16 protein-coding genes and 2 pseudogenes are annotated in these 22,015 nt (G+C 61.4%); 16 read left to right on the top strand and 2 right to left on the bottom strand.

Features of this window, described 5'->3' with window-relative positions; all coding sequences use genetic code 11:
* Window positions 1-457: 457 nt before the first annotated feature.
* The 13 genes and pseudogenes from ACTHN9_RS10660 to ACTHN9_RS10600 all read left to right on the top strand — a co-directional run.
* Window positions 458-1,966: pseudogene (locus ACTHN9_RS10660) on the top strand (phage integrase family protein); the annotation flags it as partial.
* Between the two features lie 457 nt (window positions 1,967-2,423).
* Window positions 2,424-4,150: pseudogene (locus ACTHN9_RS10655) on the top strand (transposase); the annotation flags it as partial.
* 284 nt (window positions 4,151-4,434) lie between these two features.
* Window positions 4,435-5,313, top strand: coding sequence for a MurR/RpiR family transcriptional regulator (locus ACTHN9_RS10650; protein WP_440536728.1), 879 nt, complete (start codon window positions 4,435-4,437; stop codon window positions 5,311-5,313).
* Window positions 5,306-6,301: an isoaspartyl peptidase/L-asparaginase family protein gene (locus ACTHN9_RS10645; protein WP_440536727.1), complete on the top strand. Its 996-nt coding sequence runs from the start codon at window positions 5,306-5,308 to the stop codon at window positions 6,299-6,301. Before ACTHN9_RS10650 ends, ACTHN9_RS10645 begins: the two co-directional genes overlap by 8 nt.
* Before the next feature lie 57 nt (window positions 6,302-6,358).
* Window positions 6,359-8,254: a dipeptide ABC transporter ATP-binding protein gene (locus tag ACTHN9_RS10640; protein WP_440536726.1), complete on the top strand. Its 1,896-nt coding sequence runs from the start codon at window positions 6,359-6,361 to the stop codon at window positions 8,252-8,254.
* Between the two features lie 29 nt (window positions 8,255-8,283).
* Window positions 8,284-9,831 (top strand): glutathione ABC transporter substrate-binding protein GsiB, encoded by a 1,548-nt coding sequence (gsiB, locus tag ACTHN9_RS10635; protein WP_440536725.1) that lies wholly within the window; start codon window positions 8,284-8,286, stop codon window positions 9,829-9,831.
* Between the two features lie 69 nt (window positions 9,832-9,900).
* Window positions 9,901-10,821, top strand: coding sequence for a glutathione ABC transporter permease GsiC (gsiC, locus tag ACTHN9_RS10630; RefSeq protein WP_440536724.1), 921 nt, complete (start codon window positions 9,901-9,903; stop codon window positions 10,819-10,821).
* Window positions 10,822-10,833: 12 nt separating this feature from the next.
* Window positions 10,834-11,733 carry a glutathione ABC transporter permease GsiD gene (gene gsiD, locus ACTHN9_RS10625; protein ID WP_440536723.1) on the top strand — a complete coding sequence of 300 codons (900 nt, stop codon included), beginning with the start codon at window positions 10,834-10,836 and terminating at the stop codon, window positions 11,731-11,733.
* 37 nt (window positions 11,734-11,770) lie between these two features.
* The gene (locus tag ACTHN9_RS10620; protein ID WP_440536722.1) at window positions 11,771-12,892 is read left to right on the top strand and encodes a DmpA family aminopeptidase; all 1,122 of its coding nucleotides are present in this window, start codon (window positions 11,771-11,773) and stop codon (window positions 12,890-12,892) included.
* Window positions 12,889-13,707: a M55 family metallopeptidase gene (locus ACTHN9_RS10615; RefSeq protein ID WP_440536721.1), complete on the top strand. Its 819-nt coding sequence runs from the start codon at window positions 12,889-12,891 to the stop codon at window positions 13,705-13,707. The genes ACTHN9_RS10620 and ACTHN9_RS10615 overlap by 4 nt, the downstream gene beginning before the upstream one ends.
* Window positions 13,708-14,200: 493 nt before the next feature.
* On the top strand, window positions 14,201-14,680 hold the full coding sequence (locus tag ACTHN9_RS10610) for a DUF2147 domain-containing protein (protein ID WP_440536720.1): 480 nt from the start codon (window positions 14,201-14,203) through the stop codon (window positions 14,678-14,680).
* 13 nt (window positions 14,681-14,693) lie between these two features.
* Window positions 14,694-15,392, top strand: a complete 699-nt coding sequence (locus tag ACTHN9_RS10605; RefSeq protein WP_440536719.1) for a cytochrome c biogenesis CcdA family protein — start codon at window positions 14,694-14,696, stop codon at window positions 15,390-15,392.
* A gap of 2 nt (window positions 15,393-15,394) precedes the next feature.
* On the top strand, window positions 15,395-15,922 hold the full coding sequence (locus tag ACTHN9_RS10600) for a thioredoxin family protein (RefSeq protein ID WP_440536718.1): 528 nt from the start codon (window positions 15,395-15,397) through the stop codon (window positions 15,920-15,922).
* 157 nt (window positions 15,923-16,079) lie between these two features.
* Here the strand turns inward: ACTHN9_RS10600 and ACTHN9_RS10595 are convergent, their stop codons facing one another.
* Both ACTHN9_RS10595 and ACTHN9_RS10590 read right to left on the bottom strand, forming a co-directional pair.
* Entirely contained in the window at window positions 16,080-16,946 is an 867-nt protein-coding gene (locus ACTHN9_RS10595; protein WP_440536717.1) for an AraC family transcriptional regulator, read from the bottom strand.
* A 320-nt stretch (window positions 16,947-17,266) separates the two neighbouring features.
* Complete coding sequence (locus ACTHN9_RS10590) at window positions 17,267-18,115, bottom strand: alpha/beta fold hydrolase (RefSeq protein ID WP_440536716.1); 849 nt, start codon at window positions 18,113-18,115, stop codon at window positions 17,267-17,269.
* Window positions 18,116-18,256: 141 nt separating this feature from the next.
* Here ACTHN9_RS10590 and ACTHN9_RS10585 point away from each other — a divergent pair, with 141 nt between their 5' ends.
* From ACTHN9_RS10585 to ACTHN9_RS10575, 3 genes are read left to right on the top strand one after another with little or no spacing between them, the layout of a single operon-like run.
* Window positions 18,257-18,895, top strand: a complete 639-nt coding sequence (locus tag ACTHN9_RS10585) for a TetR/AcrR family transcriptional regulator (RefSeq protein WP_440536715.1) — start codon at window positions 18,257-18,259, stop codon at window positions 18,893-18,895.
* Between the two features lie 57 nt (window positions 18,896-18,952).
* Window positions 18,953-20,248: an MFS transporter gene (locus ACTHN9_RS10580; RefSeq protein WP_440536714.1), complete on the top strand. Its 1,296-nt coding sequence runs from the start codon at window positions 18,953-18,955 to the stop codon at window positions 20,246-20,248.
* Between the two features lie 22 nt (window positions 20,249-20,270).
* Window positions 20,271-21,770, top strand: a complete 1,500-nt coding sequence (locus ACTHN9_RS10575) for an amidase (protein ID WP_440536713.1) — start codon at window positions 20,271-20,273, stop codon at window positions 21,768-21,770.
* The last annotated feature ends 245 nt before the right edge of the window (window positions 21,771-22,015 follow it).

The following is a 22,015-nucleotide window of genomic DNA, read 5'->3' as shown; positions in this document are numbered from 1 at the left end:
CGCAATGTCGTTGCCAAATGGACCGGATCTCGACATGATTGGAAAAGCGCGATGACACAGTTCGCACTGCTTTACCCCGAGCGCTTCAACATCGGGCTGTAAGTGTCAACCCGCCTCACACACAAAATCCCGGATACGTCCGTTCCTATCGGCGCGTTCTCGTTCAATAAGTCCAATCACGACCTTGTTAAGGCTGTGAACAAGCGACTTATCGAGTATCTCGGTTCAGCCGACCACCGCGCCCGCATGGAAAGGTACGGCCTCACGCACACGGAGATTGACGGCGCGATCATAAGCCAATCCGCTAAGTACTAGGGGTTGATTCGTGAGAAAGATGTGGTTCTATCGCTAACTCATATTATCGATAGGCATGCATTTTCCAGTGAAACTGCCGTTTCGCAAAACGCGTCACACCTGCCCGTCACTTCGCTGTCATCCCGCTACCTATAATCTTTGGATGCCAAACGTTCTGTTTCCACCATCCTTTCCCGACGCCGCGTCCCTGTCCGCGGTGCGCGCGTGGTATGCAGGCGTTGGCTCGCGCGAGGCGGTCGGGCGTTATTGCCCGCACGCGCTAGGAGGGGGCCAGTCAGCGCGCGGCGTGATCGGCCGGATTCGCCAGCAACTCGCCGGTTTCGCCCTCAGTCGTCATCGCGCCGATCTGGCGCGGCCGTTCCAGTGTGCGGCTGGTGAACGGACCTGCCATCGCAAAGCCGCGACCCGGGCGATCGCCATCATGCCGACGCTTGCGGTCCCGCAACCGCAGGTGAGCGATCCAGTCGATGTCTGGCTGCCGCCTCGCGTCGTCCCAGTGCTGCATCGACACGGCATCCGGACACTGGCCGACCTGACCGTGCGGATTCCCCGTCGCCGGCGCTGGTGGCTCACGTTTGTCGGACTCGGCGAGCGAAGCGCACGCCGGATCGAAGCCTTCTTTGCCGCACATTCGGCGCTCACCGAGAGGGTTCGTGCATTGGTCGTGGTGGTAACGCCTGAACCCGTGGTACCGTGGGAAAGCATCCGAGTGCCGCATGACGTCGATGGCTCGCGCGGCACTTTCCGCGCGCCGAAGCCGATGTGTGCACTCGAGGCCAATAACGACTATCAGGCAATCAGCGCCTGGCTCGAACGACACGAAGCTACCGAAACGCAGCGAGCCTATCGCCGGGAAGCCGAGCGCGTGCTGCTCTGGGCGATCGTCGAGCGCGGCAAGGCGTTGTCCTCGCTGACGAGCGAGGACGCGACCGCCTATCGCGCCTTCCTGCGCCATCCCGCACCCAGGGCCCGCTGGGTCGCGCCCGCGCGTCCGAGATCGTCGTCCGAGTGGCGTCCCTTCACCGGGGCGCTGTCGCCGGATTCGATCGCCTATGCGCTATCGGTCCTTGGTGCGATGTTCCGCTGGCTGATCGAGCAGCGCTACGTGCTCGCGAATCCATTCGCCGGCCTCAAGGTGCGCGGCGCGCAGCGCAACGGGGAACTGGACATCTCGCGCGCCTTTACGGCTGGCGAATGGGAACTGATCCGGACGATTGCTGATGGGCTCGAATGGTCCCATGGCTGGATGGTTCCCGCCGCGCAGCGCCTGCGCTTTCTACTCGATTTCGGTTACGCGACCGGCCTGCGTGCAGGCGAACTGGTCGGCGTTACGCTCGGCGGCATCGAAACCGGCGCGCGCGGCGAGCGGTGGCTCCACCTCACCGGCAAGGGTGCGAAGGCCGGCAAGGTGGTGCTGCCACCGCTCGCACGCGGCGCGCTGGACCAGTACCTGATGCAGCGCGGTCTGCCCGTGAGCCCCGCACGATGGACGCAGGACACGCCTCTGCTCGGACATCTCGACGAACCCGGCGGCATCACCACGCCGCGCCTGAGGGAGGTGCTGCGCCGGTTCTTCCGGACCGCTGCCGACGCTATCGAGGCCGACCACCCCGCGCTCGCCGGCAAGCTGCGGCGCGCGACGCCGCACTGGCATTATCAATGTGCTGATCGAGGACCTGGTCCGCCGCCGGTATGAGCTGCCGCCGCAGGGAACGTTGCAGCGCATCGCCACGCAGGCGCGCAACGATCTCAACGAGGCGATCCACGGCGCCATCAGCGGCACACTCGATGCATCACACATCGACCGGATCGACGCGCTGCTCGTCGTCAGGGCCGGCAAGTCGGGTTGGGACGATCTAAAACAGGAGCCGAAACGGCCAGCCGCGCGGGCGATCGCCAGCTTCCTCAAACATATCAACGGGATCAGGAAACTGGCGGAAGACTTGCCGGCGCCCCCGGTGATCCTATCCGTCAGCAAGCGGGCCCAGCTGATCACCGAAGCACGGGCACTCGACGTCGCGGAACTGCGTTCGCTCAAGGCCGAGAAGCGTTATGCGCTCGCGGTGCTCTTCATTCAGGCTCAGTTGCAGCAAGCGCTCGATGACGTCGCCGAGATCTTCATCAAGGTGGTGCGCAAGTTCGAATCCTATGCGAAGGTCCGGCTGCAAAAATACCAGCTTGAGCATGCCGATGTGCTGGAGGGACTGGTCGGCCAGTTCCGCGACGTGTTGCAAATCCTCCAGGACGAGGGTGTATCGGAGCGCAACAGGTTGCCGAAAATCCGCGAGGCGCTCGGCGACCCGGCCGAGGCGCTCGCGCAGTGCAACGAGCACATTGCCTATGCCGGCCAGTTCGACTTGCCGTTCATGCTCGTGCCTTGTCGCAACCAGCGCTCGCTGCTGTTCCAGTGTCTGGACGTGCTGCCGTTGCGATCGAGCTCGCAGGACCGCGCGGTACTGGTCGCGCTGGCCTGGTTGCAAGGCTTCCGGAACGCGCACCGCGAATATCTCCTATTGACGGAGAACGACCTCGCGAACCTGCCGCTGGACTGGCTTCCAGAAAAATGGGAGCGTGCGGTGTTCCCGCACGGCCAGGACACCCGGATCTCCTCACCGAAACCGAGCAGTGGCTCGACCTGCATAAACTGTTCGGCCCGCTGTCCGGGTTCGACGCGAAGGTCGACGATCCGCGCAAGCGCTTCATCACGACGCTGTTCTGCTATGGCTGCAACCTCGGTCCCAGCCAGACGGCGCGCTCGGTGAAGGGTCTCAGCCGCAAGCAGGTTGCCTGGCTGAACCTGAAGCACGTCACCGAGGAGCGGCTCGACAAGGCGAACGTGAAGGTGATCAACGCTTACAACCAGTTCGCGTTGCCGAAATACTGGGGCAGCGGCAAGCGTGCGTCGGCGGACGGCACCAAGTGGAGCCTGTACGAGCAGAACCTGCTGTCCGAGTATCACGTCCGCTATGGCGGATATGGAGGGATCGGCTACTACCACGTGTCCGACATGTACATCGCGCTGTTCAGCCACTTCATTCCGTGCGGCGTTCACGAAGTCGTCTACATTCTTGATGGGCTGATCCTGAACGGCGCCGACGTCAAGCCCGATACGATCCACGGCGATACGCAGGCGCAAAGTGGTCCGGTGTTCGGCCTGTCCTACGTGACGGGCATCAATCTGATGCCGCGCATGCGCAACATCAAGGACCTCGTTCTGTACAAGGCGGACCGGCGTCGCAAGTACAAGCATATCGACAGCCTGTGCCGCAAGGCGATTGACTGGGAACTGATCGAGCGGCACTATCCCGACATGATGCGCGTCGCGGTGTCGATCAAGGCAGGCAAGATGACGCCATCAACGATTCTGCGCCGGCTCGGCTCGGAGAGCACGAAAAACAAGCTCTACTTCGCATTCCGGGAGTTGGGGCGCGTGATCCGCACGTTGTTCCTGCTGAGGTATCTGAATGACCCGGAGCTGCGCCGCACGATTCACGCGGCGACCAACAAGAGCGAGCAGTTCAACGATTTCGCGCAATGGCTGATGTTCGGCGGCGAAGGTGTCATCGCGGAAAACGTCCGGCACGAGCAGCGCAAGGTGATCAAGTACAACCACCTCGTCGCAAATATGGTGATCCTGTACAACGTGCAATGGATGTCGCGCAAACTGAAAGAGCTGCAGCAGAAGGGGCATCCGGTCGACGCCGAGGTGCTCAAGGTGCTGTCACCGTACCGGCGGGAGCATGTCAACCGGCTCGGGGACTATCTGCTGGATCTGCAACGCCCCGTTCCACCACTCGATCCGACCATCGATTTCGCATTCAAATCAGCAGCTTAGGCCGAGATGTGGCGGATTTTTAGCGAATCCCGGCCGGACCTCAATCAATCTTTAACCGCGCCCCGCTAGCCTCACGCCAGCACGTCGGCTGGGTCCCCCCGCTTCCGTTGCCGCGATGCGTCGACGAACGGCATCGCGAGCGCAATCGCCGCATCGCCCCCTGAAAAGCAAAATCGCTAACCGATCGCGGGTTAGGGTTATTCCCAATGAAAATAGATTTTCGTCGCCGCTATTGTGGCGAAAAAATATTTTCATGCCCGAATTCTCAACCGCGTCGGAGTGCAATGAGCAAGACAGCGGCGTCAGTCGTCGACCGTATCGCGCAGGTGTTGCCGTCGTTGAGCGACGCCAACCGGCGCCTTGCCGACTTCGTGCTGGCCAAGCCGTTCAAGGTCGCGGTCATGACCATCGACGAATTCGCGAGTGCCTGCGAGGTATCGAACGCCACTGCCAATCGCTTCGTGCGCAAGCTGGGCTTGCCGGGGTATCCGCAATTCCGGGCGCTGCTTGCGCAAGGTTTCGAGCAGGCGCTCGCGCCGGTCGAGCGCTTACGGCTCGAGCGCACGCGTGCCGCATCGGCGGCCGATATCTTCGCCGCGTCGCTGTACGAGGACCAACGCAACTTCGACCTGACGCGCATGTCGCTCAGCGCCGACGAGTGCGAGAAGGCGGTGCAGGCGGTACTGGCCGCGCGCCGAATTTTCATTGTCGGCTTCGGATCGAGCGGGTTTCTCGCGGGCTTTTTGCAACGCAATCTCACGGTGCACTGCGATGTCGTGAAAAGCCTCGCCACGCTCGGTGGGGTGTCGGAGGCGGCCCGGCAAATCTCGCGCATTCGCAAGGGCGATCTGTTGATCTCGATCTGCTTCCCGCGCTATCTCGCCGACACCGTCACGCTGACGAAGTTAGCCCGAGAGGCCGGTGTCGACGTGCTCGCGATCACCGACAAGCCAACCTCGCCGATCGCCAAGCACGCCGACATCTGCCTTTATGCATCGAGCGAGCGGCAGTACCTATCGAATTCGGAAACCGCGGCGCTCGGGATGATCGAGGCGCTGTCGGCGGCGGTCGCGCATCGCTCCGAGCACTCGCTAGACGACGTGGCACAGCTCACGGAGGCGGTGATGCCGTGGCTAAGCAACCAGGATGACGGCCATGACTAATGCGGTATTGGCGATTCACGGCGGCGCGGGTGCGATGGCACGCGCGCAAGCCACCGCCGCAATGCGCGAAGCCTACGAAACCGCGCTCGCGCGCGTGCTGCAGGATGCGGGACGCGTGCTGGAGCAGGGCGGAAGCGCGCTCGATGCCGTGACCGAAGCCGTGCGGCTGCTCGAGGAATGCCCGCTCTTTAACGCGGGGCGCGGCGCCGTGTTCACGAGCGCCGGGACGCACGAACTCGATGCATCCATCATGGACGGGCGCACGCTGAACGCCGGCGCCGTCGCCAATCTACGCACCGTGCGCAATCCGGTACTCGCGGCGCGCGCGGTGATGGAGCGCAGCCAGCATGTCATGTTCGTTGCCGACGGCGCGGAAGCGTTCGCCCGTGAGCACGGGCTCGAATGCGTGGAGCCGTCGTTTTTCTCGACGCCATTGCGCCGCGAACAGCTCGAACGCGTGCAGCGGAGCGACGCCCAGCACACGGCGCTCGATCACGATGCCGGCTCGGCCGACGCGGTGCCGTTGTCGTTTTCCGGGGCACCGCGAGGCACCGCGCCACTCGACGAAGATCGCAAGCTCGGCACCGTCGGCGCGGTCGCGCTCGACGTGCACGGCGACCTCGCGGCAGCGACGTCCACCGGCGGCATGACCAATAAGCAACCGGGCCGCGTCGGCGACTCACCGATCATCGGCGCGGGATGCTATGCGGACAACCGCACCTGCGCCATCTCGACCACCGGCAGCGGCGAAATGTTCATCCGCATGGCGGTGGCGCACGACATCGCGGCACGCATCGAATACACGGGCGCCTCGCTGGACGCCGCTGCGCATCACGTGGTCCACGAAAAACTGCCGCGGATCGACGGGCGCGGCGGATTGGTTGCCGTCGATGCCCACGGCAACGTGAGCATGCCGTTCAACACGGAAGGGATGTACCGGGGCTTCATTCGCGCTGGACAGGCTCCGGTCGTTGCCATCTACAAGTAGGTCGATCCAGGGCGTTCGCGGTATGAAGGCCCGGCTCTTTTCGGCAGAAGAAAGACGATGAGCGAGAAAACGGCTGTCTTCGCGGATATGGCGCCCGAGCGGGTAGCACAGGTCGAAGGCCTGAGCGTTGTGTTCAGCGGATCGGAGCGCACGGTCGAGGCGGTCAAGCATCTGTCGTTTCATGTCGATCGAGGCGAGACGCTGGCAATCGTCGGCGAATCCGGCTCGGGAAAATCCGTCACCTCGCTCGCCCTCATGCGGCTCGTGGAGTACGGCGGAGGATGCATCACCGGCGGGCGTCTGGGTTTTCGGCGGCGCGGCGGGCAAACGCTCGATATCGCGCAGTGCTCCGGGCAGCACATGCGTGCGATGCGCGGCGCCGATCTGGCGATGATCTTTCAGGAGCCGATGACGTCGCTCAATCCCGTGTTTCCGGTGGGAGAGCAGATCGCCGAATCGATCCGCCTGCACCAAGGGCTCGGCGCGGAGCAGGCGCGCGCGCAAGCGCTGCGTATGCTCGATCAGGTGCGCATCCCCGATGCGAAAAATGTGCTCGGACGCTATCCGCATCAACTGTCGGGCGGCATGCGTCAGCGCGTGATGATCGCGATGGCGCTCGCCTGCAAGCCGGCGCTGCTGATCGCCGACGAGCCGACCACGGCGCTGGATGTGACCGTGCAGGCGCAGATCCTTCAATTGATCCGCGAACTGCAGCGCGAGATGCAGATGGGTGTGATGTTTATCACGCACGACATGGGCGTGGTTGCCGAAGTCGCCGATCGCGTGCTCGTCATGTTGCGCGGCGAGGCGGTCGAGGAGGGCCCATCGCAGCAGATTTTCGATGCGCCGGCTCATCCGTACACCCGCGCGCTGCTCGCGGCGGTGCCCCGCCTCGGATCGATGTGCGGCACGGATCTGCCTGAGCGTTTTCCGCTGCTCGCGGGTGCCGATGCGGCACAGCCCGTGCCGCCTGCGCCGCAGGACGCGCGAAACGCCGGCCCTGCCACCGCGAAGGAGCGCGAGCCGATCCTGAGCGTGCGCGAACTCACCACGCGCTTCGATATCCGCACGGGGCTTCTGAGCCGCATCACGCGCCGAGTGCATGCGGTGGAAAAGATCAGCTTCGATCTGTATCGCGGCGAAACGCTCGCGCTGGTCGGCGAATCCGGTTGCGGCAAATCGACAACGGGCCGTTCGCTGCTGCAGCTGGTCAAGAGCCAGCATGGCCGTATCGTGTTCGACGGCCAGGATATCGGCCGCCTAAGCGGCAATGCGTTGCGGGACCTGCGCCGCCATATTCAATTCGTGTTCCAAGATCCGCTAGCCTCGCTCGATCCGAGACTGACGGTCGGCTTCTCGATCATGGAGCCGATGCGGATCCATCGCCTGTACCCGGCGCGTGAAGCCGAAGCACGGATGCGCTATCTGCTCGAGCGTGTCGGCTTGCCCGCCGATGCCGCGCAGCGCTATCCGCACGAATTCTCCGGTGGCCAGCGTCAGCGCATTTGCATTGCACGGGCGCTGGCCACGAATCCGAAGGTCGTGATCGCCGACGAATCGGTGTCGGCGCTCGACGTCTCTATTCAAGCCCAGATCGTCAACTTGCTGATCGATCTGCAGCGCGAGATGGGCATGGCGTTGCTGTTCATTTCGCACGACATGGCCGTGGTGGAGCGTATCAGTCATCGGGTGGCGGTCATGTATCTGGGCCAGATCGTCGAGATCGGTTCGCGCCGCGACATTTTCGAGAATCCGCAACACCCCTATACCAAGCGCTTGATGGCCGCCGTGCCCGTCGCGGACCCGCACCGGCGCCATCTCGACCGGAAGCTGTCGTCGGGCGAGATTCCGAGCCCGATTCGCGATGTCGGCGACGAGCCGGACGTGAAGCCTTTGACGCAGATCGCCGACGGTCACTTCGTCGCACAGCACGCGATTGCCGCGCAGTTTTGATACACCCACCCGCTACGAGGAGTACAACGATGCGTACGTTTCGCGCGAAACAATGGATAGGGGCTGCCGCGCTGGCCTTTGGGGTTTTGACTGCACCGATGGCGATGGCGGCGAAGAATGTGACCGTCGCGGTACCGATCACGCTCGATTCGCTCGATCCATACAACACGAATTCGACGCTGGCGCAGGCGGTGGGCAAGTCGTACTACGAAGGATTGTTCGGGTTCGACAAGAATCTGAAAGTTCAGCCGCTATTGGCGGAAAGCTACACGGCGAGCCCCGACGGTCTCAGCTACACGTTCAAGCTGCGCCACGGCGTGAAATTCCAGGACGGGACCGATTTCAACGCCGAAGCGGTCAAGGTCAATCTCGAGCGCGTGCTCGACAAGAGCAACGGGCTCGCGCGCTACAACCAGTTCAATCGCATCAAGTCGGTGACCGTGGTCGATCCGTATACCGTCAAGATCGAACTGAACGAGCCGTTCTCCGCGCTCATCAATGCGCTCGCCCATCCGTCCGCAATGATGATCTCGCCCACCGCGCTCAAGAAGTGGGGCAAGGATATCGCGCTCCATCCGGTCGGCACCGGCCCGTTCGAATTCGTCGAATGGAAGCCGGCCGAGTACCTGAAGGTCCAGAAGTTCGACGGCTATTGGCGCAAGGGCTACCCGAAGATCGACACGTTGACGTTCCGTACCGTGACCGACAACAACACGCGCGCGGCGGTGGTGCAGACGGGCGAAGCGCAGTTCGCGTATCCGGTGCCCTACGAGCAAGCGAGCCTCTTGAAGGCGAACCCGAAGCTCGAATTGGTGGCGACGCCGTCGATCACGACGCGCTATGTGTCGATGAACACGCTGCAAAAACCGTTCGACGACGTGCGGGTGCGCGAGGCCGTGAACTATGCGATCAACAAGGACGCGCTCGCGAAGGTCGCGTTCGCGGGCTATGCATTCCCGGCGCAAGGCGTGGTGCCGCAAGGCGTGGCATTTGCGGAAAAGATGACCCCGTGGCCGTACGATCCCGCAAAGGCGCGCGAACTGCTGAAGGAGGCAGGCTACCCGACGGGCTTCTCCACGTCGCTGTGGTCGGGCTATAACGACGGGACGTCGGCGAAGGTCGTGCAGTTTCTGCAGCAGCAACTCGCGCAAGTAGGCATCAAGACGTCGATCGAAATGCTCGAGTCCGGCCAGCGCGTGCAGCGCGTGCAGACCGTGAAGGACCCGAAAACAGCCCCGGTGCGCATGTACTACGGCGGTTGGTCGGCTTCGACGGGCGAGGCCGATTGGGCGCTGCGTCCGCTGCTGACGACCAACGGTTGGCCGCCCGTGTTCTATAACACGGCCTATTACTCGAACAAGGAGGTCGACAAGGACGTCTCCGATGCGTTGTCGATCACCGATGCGACGAGGCGGCAGCAGCTTTACGCCGACGCGCAGCAGCGAGTGTGGAAGGACGCACCGTGGGCGTTTCTCACGACGGATCGCAACCTGTCGGTCGAGAGCAAAAACCTGAGCGGTTTCTACGTGATGCCCGACGGTTCGTTCAACTTCAGCGACGTCGATCTCGCGCAATAAGCGGATCGAGCCTCGGGTATCGGGGCGCGGGCGGGACAATTCGCTCGCGCTCGTCAACGCGGACTTGCCATGTTTGTCTATATCGTCAAGCGGCTCCTCGGCGCCGTCCCGACCCTGGTGTTCGTCGCGGTCGCGGTGTTCTTGTTCGTGCATGTGTTGCCCGGCGATCCGGCCCGCCTCGCGGCCGGGCCCGACGCGGACGAAGCGACCGTCACCCTCGTGCGCCACCAGCTTGGGCTGGATTTACCGATGCCCCAACAATTCGTGCGCTATTTCGGTCACGCGCTGCATGGGGATCTGGGCCAGTCGCTGCGGACGAAACGCCCCGTGTCGATCGAGATCGGCGAGCGTTTCATGCCGACGTTCGTTCTGACCGTCACCAGCATGGTGTGGTCCGTCGTCTTCGGGCTCGTGGTCGGCGTCGTATCGGCCGTGTGGCGCAACCGTGCGCCGGATGCGATCGGGATGACGCTCGCGGTTTCGGGTATCTCTTTTCCAGCATTCGCGCTCGGCATGGTGCTGATGCAAATCTTTTCGGTTCAACTCGGATGGCTGCCGGCGATCGGCGCGGGCTCGTGGCAGCACTACATTTTGCCGTCGATCACGCTGGGCGCCGGTGTGGCCGCGGTCATGGCGCGCTTCACGCGCGCCGCGTTCGTCGAGGTCATGCAGGAGGACTATGTGCGTACGGCGCGGGCAAAAGGCCTGTCCGAGTGGTTCGTGGTCGTCAAGCATACGTTTCGCAATGCCTTGATTCCGGTCGTGACGATGATGGGGCTGCAGTTCGGCTTTTTGCTGGGCGGCTCGATCGTCGTCGAAGCCGTGTTTGCGTGGCCCGGCATGGGCAGCTTGTTGGTCGATTCGGTGAATATGCGCGACTACCCGGTGATTCAGGGGCTGATTTTGCTGTTCTCCGTCGAGTTCATTGTCATCAATATCGTCGTGGACGTGCTGTACGGATTGATCAATCCGACCATCCACTATCAGTAAGAGGGAGCCGCCATGAATCGAATCGAAGTGCCCGCGCTGCGTATGCGCATCGCGCCGGCCGGGCAGGTTCGCACGCCGGCACGCGAGTTTTGGCGCAAGTTCCGCAAGCAGAAGCTGGCAATGTGGGCCGGCGCGTTCGTGCTGCTGCTCGTGCTCGTGGCAATCGTTGCGCCTTGGGTGGTACCGTTCGACCCGGAAAACTACTTCGACTACGACGCGCTGAACGCCGGTCCCTCGTGGCTGCATTGGATGGGCGTGGACGCGCTCGGTCGCGACGAGTTCAGCCGTATCGTGATGGGCTCGCGCATATCGCTGGCAGCGGGCTTCGTATCCGTGGCGCTCGGCGCCTTCGCCGGCACGGTCATGGGGTTGCTGGCGGGATACTACGAGGGCTGGTGGGACCGCATCGCGATGCGGATATCGGACGTGCTGCTCGCGTTCCCCGGCATTTTATTGGCGATCGGCGTGGTGGCGGTGTTGGGCTCGAGCATGGTCAATGTGATCATCGCGGTCGCCGTTTTTAGCGTCCCGGCGTTCGCGCGGCTAGTGCGTGCGAGCACGCTGTCGATCAAACACATGCTTTACATCGAGGCCATGCGCAGTATCGGCGCATCGGATTGGGTGATTCTGTTTCGGCACATCTTGCCGGGCACGATCTCGCCGATCGTGGTGTACGGGACCATGCGCATCGGCACGTCGATCATCACGGCGGCGAGCTTATCGTTCCTCGGCATGGGGGCGCAGCCGCCGACGCCGGAGTGGGGCGCCATGCTCAACGATGCCCGCGCGGACATGATGTTGGCGCCGCACGTGGCGATCTTCCCTGCTGTTGCAATCTTTCTGACCGTGCTGGCCTTCAATCTGCTTGGCGACGGCCTGCGCGATGCGCTCGACCCCAAACTCGACCGGTGAAGCGAATCGGTTTCCGTTATTGACCTCAAGGTGTCGAATGCCCGTACAACGAACCGGCGCGTCTGGCGCAAACGCGTCCGAAGCGATCCCCCGGATCGGCGTTCTTCCGTCGGGACCGCGCGATCTCATCAGCGATGTGCCCGGCGTGAAGGTCGGGCATGCGACGCTCGACCATGGCAACGTTCAGACCGGAGTCACCGTCGTCATACCGAATGAAGGCGACACGTTTTTGCATAAGGTTCCGGCCGCTGCGGCGGTCATCAATGGTTTCGGCAAGAGCGTCGGGCTTGTGCAACTGCGGGAGCTAGGCGTGCTCGAAACGCCGATCGCGCTAACGAACACGTTCTGCGTCGGGACAGTTGCCGAGGCGCAGATTCGCGCGGCGGTGAGTCGCCACCGGGAAATCGGTCGCACCTGGCCGACAGTCAATCCGCTCGTGTTCGAATGCAACGACGGCTATCTGAACGACATTCAAGCGTTGGCGGTGACAACCGAACACTATACGAAGGCTTTCCAAGAAGCGGCAGTGCAATTCGCACAGGGCTCCGTTGGGGCAGGGCGAGGGATGTCGTCGTTCGGATTCAAGGGCGGCATCGGCTCCGCCTCGCGTATCGCCACGTCGGCGAACGACGAGCGATATGTGCTGGGCGCGCTCGTGCTCGCCAACTTCGGGCGCCTCGAGAACCTGACGGTGGGCGGACAACCGCTCGGGCGTCGCATTCTCGAAAGCGGGCCTAAGACGAGCCACGCATCGTCCGAGCCGGAGAAAGGCTCGATCATCATGATCCTCGCAACGGATGCGCCGCTCGACGTACGCCAACTCGAACGCTTGGCGAAACGCTCGGCGGCTGGACTGGCTCGCACGGGCTCGGTGTACGGGCACGGTAGCGGCGATATCGCGCTCGCGTTCAGCTCGGCGTGGCGGGTTCCGCATTTGGCGAGCGAGCCGATGCCCGCCGTTCGGATGCTGCACGAAACGATGCTGGATCCGCTGTTCGATGCCTGCGCGGAAGCGGTCGAGCAGGCCGTTGTACGAGCGCTGTGGCGGGCCACTACCGTCACCGGGCGAGACGGGCATCGGCGCGAAGCGCTACCGGATGCAGTACCGAACTGGCGGGCGCTGCTGGCGCTTTCGCACTCGAGCGAGCCATCACATTGAAAATTCTGATCTCCACCGACATTGAAGGCGTGGCAGGCGTCACCCACGCCGAACAGACGCGCAGCGGCAACCCCGAGTACGAGCGGGCGCGAGCATGGATGACCGACGAGGCCAACGCGGCGATCCGCGGCGCGTTCGCCGGCGGCGCGTCTGATGTGCTCGTCAACGATTCGCATGGCGGTTTTCGCAATCTGCTGCTCGACCGGCTCGACGCGCGCGCGCAGACGATCACCGGCAAACCGCGCTACCTCGGCATGATGGCGGGCGTCGAGCAGGATTGCGACGCCGTTTATATGATCGGCTATCACGCGCGCGCGCAAACCGCCGGGGTGTTGGCGCACACGATCAATAGCCTTGCGTTCAGAAGCGTTCGCGTGAACGGCACGGAACTAGGGGAGGCCGGGCTTTACGGCGCGCTCGCAGGAGAATGGGGCGTGCCGGTGGCGTTGCTCTCCGGCGATGATGTGTTTTTAGCCGAAACCGCACCGATTTTCCCGGGGGCGATCGGCGTCGAAACGAAACGTGCCTTTGGCAATGCGGCATGCACGAGCCTCGCGCCGTCGCGCGCGTGCGCGCTGATCGAGGCGGCTGCTAGAGCTGCCGTGGCCAATGTGCGGGCCTTGCGGGCGTTCACGATCGCGGGGCCTTTGGAGTGCGAACTGACGACACAGACGCCGGGCCAAGCGGATCTGTTTTGCCAATGGCCACAGACGCGGCGGATCGACGGCAGCACGCTGCGTTTTGGCGCGGACAGCATGCAGTCCTTGGTGCGAATGCTCAACTGTTTTTCCGCGATGTCGTTTATGTTGCGCTGACTTGCGCAAGCGGGCATAGGGCGAAGATCAGAGCGCCTGCCCGATTCGGTCCTTGGCGGAAATGTCGGCGCGGCTGCGGACTCGGCCGGAGACGCGTTCGGCATCGTCCAGGCCGTTAGGGGAGGAGCGGCAAGCAAATATCAGTCGGCAAATCCCGGGGGCCGTGTCTTTTGGGGATTTCGGTATTCCTCGAACGGCCGGCGCATTCGTCGCTTCGTGACCGAACTTCACGGGTCATTCTCCATAGGGCCACGCTGCGCGTTGCGGTCGTAACGGGCCTTTCTGCTCGACATCCGACTCGCTACGCGAGGGCGCCGTGCTTTCCGTAAAGAGATTTGTATCGCAGTGTATCTGGCGCACCTTTTTACATGCTTTGATACACAAGCGGAAAAGTGCGAAATATACCGGGACATTATTTACGGTAAAGTTCGCCAGGGCATGACAGAGTTTTATCCGGCGTAAATTCCGAATCCATATAAAGTGAGTTATTAAAATGGAATTTTTATCAAAAAACGGCGATTGGGCAGGACTTGGGAAATTGGCCCTCGCGTTTGCGCTATCGGCCGGACTCGCGACTCCGGCGTTTGCCCAGGGCTCGAAGACTGAGCACCCGGCACCGATCGACGGTCGATGGTTGACGGCGAGCGGCAATCTGGAAATCCAGATTGCGCCCTGTGGCAAGGCGCGGTGTGGGACAGTCGTGAAAGTTCTAGCCAACCGTGCGATGGGTGGTCCGGGAGCGATCCACCCCACCGATTCTCGCCCGGCTATCGGAATGCATATTCTCAACGACTTTTTAGAAGGCCAAGATGGAAAATGGGCCGGGTCTATCTACAACCGTGAAAATGGCAAGAGCTACCCTTGCAAGATGGCCACCGGCAGTTCCGACCAGCTGATCGTTGTGCCATATGTCAGTGAAGGGGTGGCGGGCAACGTCCAAGTCTGGACACGCGTCGCGACCGCCTCGGAGTAGGAAGGAGGATGACGTGAACGTTTTTCTCGCCTTTCTCTCAGGCATCCTGACCATTGCAGCACCTTGCATTTTGCCGATGTTGCCGGTAGTGCTCGGTTCATCCATGGGTCAAGCGGATCGTTTTCGTCCCGTTTGTATTACTGCGGGTTTTGTTGCAGCATTTTCAACAGTCGCATTTATTTTCAGTCTCGTCACGGACATCATGGGGCTATCGCAACAGGTTTTGCGAGACTTGGCGATCGGCATGTTGATGATATTCGGCGTTCTCATGATATGGCCTGAGGGGTTCAGGAGGCTATCCGTCTATCTCAACGGCGTTGCTAACATGGCGAATGTGCTGGGGGCTCGCGGCTCGTCCGGCCGCCTCGGGGGATTTCTCCTCGGCATTTCCCTCGGTGCGGTGTGGACCCCGTGTGCGGGACCGGTCCTCGGTTCGATTCTTACGCTGATCGCGACCGATCACGATCATGCCAGGGCGGCGATTTTGTTATTCAGCTATTCGCTCGGGGCCGGTGTTCCAATGCTCGCGATTGCGTATGGCGGTCAACACGTCTCGCGGCGCATTCCGCGCGTCGCACGCTATAGCTATCGGCTACAACAGGGTTTTGGCGTATTGATCACGATGCTGGCCGTGGCCTTGTATCTTCAATACGACACGCTGATGACGGTGTGGCTATCTGGGTGGTTTCCGAGTTTTCAAACGGGGCTTTAGAAATGATTTTCAAATTTCTCCAGAGGATGGTGGTTTTTTTCGCAGTCCTGCTTTCTGCCTCGGTCTATGCGGAGGGCGCTGGTTTATACGACTACGGTCCAGCGCCCGAGTTAAAGGGAACGGGGGAGTGGTTGAATAGTTCGCCGTTGACCCTCGGATCGCTGAGAGGGAAAGTGGTTCTGGTTGATTTTTGGACCTATTCGTGTATCAACTGTTTGCGTGCGCTGCCATATGTCACGGGATGGTACAACAAATATAAGAATCAAGGGCTGGTCGTGCTCGGAGTTCATACCCCGGAGTTTCCGTTCGAGAAGGAAGTCGCGGGCGTGAAGACTGCGATAGATCATTTTCATATAAATTATCCAGTTGTGCAGGACAATCGATATGAAACATGGAATGCTTTTGGAAATGAATATTGGCCGTCTAGTTATTTGATCGACAAGCGCGGGAGAGTTGTGTTTAAGCATTTTGGCGAAGGAGGTTACGAGGAGATGGAGGCTGTAATCCGCCAGTTGCTTTCCCAGAAGTAAGTTGTTTGAGTAGGCTACGCGCAGCTCCCGCACGCGCGAAGGGACACTGGGTTTGCCTTCATCGAGTCTTGCCGATAGTTCACCGCGCGCGGCCGGGTGCGTCGCGGCGAGTGTGCAGGGCAGCGTATCGTCTTGCTCCCGTTGAACGGGTTGTGAGTCACGAAACCAGCGGTAAGCAGATATCGGTCAGCAATTCGGCGGGGGCGGTGTTCTTGGGGTTGTTGTGGTACTCCTCGAACACCGGCGCGTCCGCTGCCTCGTAATCGGAGTTGACGAGCCACTCGCCGTATAGCCATTGGTATGCAGCAGCCATGTCGGCATAGGGGCCTTTGTGCCGCAATACAGCGTATTTGCCGCCCGGGACCGATGTGATACGCACAGGGCCGCCGGACACGTCCACTGCGCGCGGTAGCCAAACGCCGGCTTTCGAGCGCAGTTCGTTTTCGCTCACGATGGCGGGATCGTCGTAGTAGAGCCCGATCATCCGTATTTCACCGGACAGCAGGCCGCGCGGGGCGAGCCATCCCATGAGGGCATCGAACGCTTTGCCGATTTGCATATAGGGGCCGATATGGTCGATCGTCAGCAGATCGAAGCCTTCGACGTTGCGAATCGCTACGTCATGGTTAAGCATTTTGGATTCTCCAGGGATGGCGAAAGATGGCCGGAAGCGTGTGTGCGTTCCGGCGTTTCGATACTGGGCGGGCGGCATGCCGAACACCGCGCTGAACGTTCTCGTGAAGGATTGCAGAGTGCTGTAGCCGGATCGCTCGGCGATCTCCGCAATAGGCATCGTGCCGTTGGCGAGGAAGCCAGCCGCGCGGTGCAGGCGCAACCGGCGCACCGTCGTGGCCAAGCTTTCGCCGTACATGGCGTGATAGATCCGATGCCAGTGATACGGAGAGAGGCACGCGATATCGGCTAGCTTTTCGATATCTAACGGCTCGTCCAAATGCTCGTAGATGTGGTCGAGCACCCGGGCGAGCCGGGCGGCGTATCGGTCGCGGTGGCCGTGATCATTCATGGCGGTCGTCAGGAAAATGCGATGCGTGGGACGATAGCATGCAGCGATTTAGCAAATCCTGCGGTTTTTGGTGGTCCGAGTGGGCGGGGGCGGTCACGAACGGACCGGGTCGCTGCTGCACGCCCACGAGCTGCCATCCGAAGGTGGCGACACGTTGTTCGCTAATATGTTTCCATCGCGGCGAGGGCTGGTGCCCGCCGTACGCGCATTCATCGATTTTCTCGGCACCGAGCTATCCGAAACGACGGCGCGTTCGAATCGGAACTTCGCAGCGTTCAGAGAGCGTGGCCGCCAGCCGTGACAACGCCGTTACCGATGGGCTATTGCCCAACGTCGCGGGCGGCACGATCGATCAGGTTGGCGACCACATCGGGATGCGAGACAAGGGACATGTGACTCGATTTCACCGTGTCGGTTCGCGCGCCGATTTGCTCCGCAAGCTTGCGCTGCACGACCGTTGGAAGGGCGTGGTCGCCTTCGGTGATCAGATACCAGCTTGGCTTGCGGTGCCACGCGGCCGTCGTCACTTTTCCGTCGAACGCGGCGGCTGCGATGGGCTGCTCCGTCGCGGCTAGGACGCGCACGCTCGACATCGGGACATCGCCTGCCATGACCTGCCGGTAGGCATTGGGGTCATCGAGCCAAATCAATCCACGTTGATCGGGCTGCATGCCTTGCATCGGCGCATGGAGCCGCGCGAGCATCGTAGAGACGGACTCGCCATTGTCGGGGACCAGCGCCGACAAATAGACGAGGGCCTTCACGTTGTCGGAATTGCCCGCTTCGGTGATGACCGCACCGGCCCAGGAGTGTCCAACGAGAACAACCGGGCCGTGTTGACGTTCGAGCACGCGGCGCGTGGCCGCGACGTCATCGTCGAGAGAGGTCAGAGGGTTCTGAACCGCTACGACATGATAGCCCCTGCGCTGAAGAATCTTGATCACGTCGGACCAGCAGGCGCCGTCCGCGAACGCGCCGTGGACGAGAACGATGTTGCGGGCTGGGACATGCATGGTCTGGGCAGTGCCCTCAAGTGGAACGACAAACGTTGCGGCGATCGTGGCTAGGCGAAGCCATCTGAGCCCCGGACTGCCGCTCTTGGAACGCGGCATCGGTTTGCTCGACGGTGAGATGCGGAATCGACGAATGATGCGAAAAATGCGTTTCATGGTTTTCCTTTTTTTCGATCGCTTGGCGGGCGCCCAGCACGAGAGCTGATTTCCAACTGCCCACGCGAGATGAACCCAGCTTGCCGGGTATACCCCATTCGACCTTGAGGTTGGCCAATATACAATACATCCATATTGTAAATGTTCAAACCTACCGTGACGATCTCCACCGATACCCGCAAGCGCGGCCCTCATGCAGAGAGGCGCCGTGCCACGCGCCAACAGATCTTGAACTCTGCTATTGAAGTTGTTCGGACCAAAAGTTTTCAGGGGGCGACCGTATTTGAAGTGGCGAAGCACGCAGACGTAACACCGGGGGCTGTGCAGCATCACTTCGCTTCGAAGGCCGATCTCATGATGGAAATCGTCGATGAGATTCTCCGTGCCGGACAAGATAGCCTGGGCGATACGGCACTACCGCGCAAAGCTCCTGTGCTTCGAGCCAGGGCATATGTGCAGAAACTGTGGCGCACGGTTTATGAACCACCAAGATTCCTCGTAGCGTGGAGCATCTATTTCGGGTGCACAACGGACACGGAAGCCTGCGCTCGGCTCGCTGAGCGCAGGGCCGAACTTGCCAAGGTTTTGCATCAGGGCTTTGTCGCCCAGTTTCCCGAGCTAGCAGGCGCGCGTGGTATCGATTCTTTTATCGATTTCGTCTTTTCCGCGTTGCGCGGCATTGCGATAGCACGGCTGTTCGGCCCTCAAGACGACAACTGCCGAGCGCAGCTCGAGCAGCTTGCGCAGACCATCCGGCATCGAATCGAGAGGGTTGGATAGTTCCACAGTGCGGATACGCCCGTCGGGACCGATAAAATCCACATTAGGAGACGAAGGATGAGCACGGTAGCTGGCGAGCAGAGTGGGGTGCTACCTAGGGGCTACGTGATCGTCGCGACGACCATCGGAAGCGCGCTGGAGTTCTACGACTTCACGGTCTATAGCTTTTTCTCTTTGATCATCGGCGAACTGTACTTTCCGGAGGTTGCGCCGGCGAATCGATTTCTTGCATCGATCGCGGTGTTTGGTGTCGGCTTTCTGATGCGTCCGCTTGGCGGCATCGTGTTCGGCGCCTATGCCGATACCGTAGGGCGCAAGAAGGCAATGGTGCTGACGATGATGCTCATGTCGGCTAGCTGCGCACTGATGACCGTGCTGCCGACTTACGGAACCATAGGCGCGGCGGCCCCGCTATTGCTAATGGGCGCGAGGCTTTTGCAGGGATTTGCGGCCGGCGGGGAGTTCGGGCCGGGCACGACGTTTCTGATGGAATACGCTACGCCCAAAACCCGTGCATTCTTCTCGAGTTGGAATTTTGCCGCGCAGTCGCTGGGCGTCGCGATGGGCGCGCTGACTGCCACGCTCGCGCATCTGTTTCTGTCTCGGGCGGAAATGGTGTCGTGGGGATGGCGCTTGCCGTTCGCCCTCGGCATATTCGTCGCGCCGATCGGGATGTTCATTCGGCGGCGTCTCGATGAGACGCTCGAAGTCCGGAAGGGGGGATCGACTGCCAGGCACTCGGTCCGTGTAGTCAAGGAAGTCCTGACGAAGCATCTCCGGCTGACAATCCTCGGAACGTTCGCCGAGTTGGGAGGTTCGGTTTCCACTCACGCCACGGCGTTCTTCTTGCCGAGTTACGCGGCGCGCCAACTCGGGATCGATCCCACCTACGCATCCGCGTCGGGGATTGTCGTTGCGATAGCGATTTTCGTTGCATCGCCCATGATGGGGCTGCTTGCAGAGCGCATAACCCGAAAGCGCCTCCTAATCATCTGCCGCGTCGCAATGATTGCGCTGGTCTACCCGTTGTTGCTCTGGCTCAAGACCGAACCGAATCCCGCAGTGCTGTTTGCCGTCGCGGCGATCCTTTCCGTCCTGGTCGCCGGGCAGGTGGTTCCGGTCAATGTGATGATTCCGGAGGCCTTTCCGCAATCGGTGCGAGCAACCGCCATTGCCATGACGTTCGTTGTCAGCGCCTCATTGTTCGGCGGCTTCACGCCCTTCATCGCAGGGCTTCTGGTCAAGCTGAGCGGGAATGACCTCGCGCCGGCGTGGTACGTGAGCGCGGCTTGTCTGATTGCTTTGTTGCCTTTCATTTGGCTGAAAGATCGCACCCACGACAACATTGAATGATCCATTGGAGGGCCCTTTGGCCATGAATGACCTGGTGAGCCTGTCCGCGGTCGAAATGAGATCGTTGATTGCGAAGAAAGATGTTTCCCCCGTCGATCTTGTGGAGGCGTGCATTGCCCGGATCGAGCGGATCAACCCGGCGGTCAACGCAATAGCGGCGACCTGCTACGACCGCGCTCGCGACGAGGCGAAGCATGCCGAGCAAGCGTTGGTTCGGGGGGATGGCCTTGGGTTATTGCATGGCGTGCCGATTGGGATCAAAGACATCGAAGATACTGCCGGGCTGCTCTCGACGTATGGCTCGCCCTTATACCGCAATCACGTGCCGAACAAAGACGCGGCGATAGTCGCCCGCTTGCGCGCTGCGGGTGCAATCATTGTGGGAAAGACAAACATCCCGGAGATGGGGGCGGGCGCCAATACTCGCAATCCGGTATGGGGTGCCACCGGCAACCCGTTTTCCCCTCTGCTTACCGCGGGTGGATCGTCGGGTGGCTCCGCCGCGGCGCTGGCTACGGACATGCTTCCGCTCTGTACCGGTTCGGATACAGGCGGCTCATTGCGAATTCCCGCCGCTTACTGCGGCGTGGTTGGCCTGCGGCCCTCGGTTGGGCTCGTCCCGAATCAACGCAAACCGTTGGGTTGGTCTCCTATTTCCGTTGTCGGGCCGATGGCGCGGTCGGTCGCCGATCTTCGCTTGCAACTCGCTGCGATGGTAGGGCTGCATGAGTCGGACCCGCTGTCGTATGCCGACACGCCGGAGCGCTATTTGGAGCGCGCTCCGGTCGATCTCAGCGCTTTGCGTGTAGCCTGGACCGAAGACTTTGGCGTGTGCGCGGTGGATCCGGCGATACGTTCGGCTTTCCGGGAAAAGATCGCCTCGATCGAGCATTGGTTCGCGAAGTGCGAACCGCTAGCGATCGATTTAGGCGAGGCACATCGCACGTTCGACGTTATCCGCGCAGAAGCATTTGTCGCGGGATTCCAAGACGTTTACGAACGTAGTCGCGATGCGCTTGCGTCCACCGTTCGGAGCAACTACGAGATGGGGGCCGCGCTTAGCTTGAACGAAGTCGCGAGGGCTCAGGCGGCGCAGACAAAGATCTTTCATGCTTTCCAGGAAGCGTTCGGACAGTACGATATTTTGCTTTCGCCCGTGGCTCCCGTGTCTCCGTTCCCTTGGGCGCGCGCATACGTCGATCGTATCGGGGACGTTGCCTTGGAGAATTATTACCGGTGGATAGCGCTTACGTACGTCGTCACGCTCGCTACTAATCCTGCCTTGTCCCTGCCTTGCGGAACAGACCATTTAGGCATGCCGTTTGGGCTGCAGATCGTAGGAAAGTTTCGTGGGGACAGGGAGCTGCTTTCCATTGCTGCGGCTCTTGAAAGCGAATTTTGCGCACGGGAGGATTTGCGACGGTCGCGGCCCGACATCGAGGGCCTCCCGGCAAGCGTTGCAGCGCTGCGCAGCGTTGTGACCGCTCCTAGCGACCGCTATGTTAGGGGGGCGATTTGCTAGCCGATGCGCTCGAAAAAGGAGGAATAGGAAGAGATGCGATGTTGGGGTGCTCGGTTCGATTTCCTTCATTTGACATAATCTCAATTATCAACCGATTGATTGTTTGGGTGTTCAGGTTGCAAGCAAGACGAAAGGCAGTCGTTCATACACCACAGCGCCTACGAACCGTCACACTTTTTTGCCTCGCGCCGGTAAGCTTATCCGGCAGCCATCGAGCAGGACCAGCACGCTAAAAGCACGAAGCA

It is taken from the genome of Trinickia sp. (genome assembly GCF_051953405.1).
In the GTDB taxonomy this organism is placed as follows: Bacteria; Pseudomonadota; Gammaproteobacteria; order Burkholderiales; family Burkholderiaceae; genus Trinickia.
The sequence above is the reverse complement of the archived record's forward strand: the minus strand, read 5'-3'. Positions and strand labels throughout refer to the sequence as shown.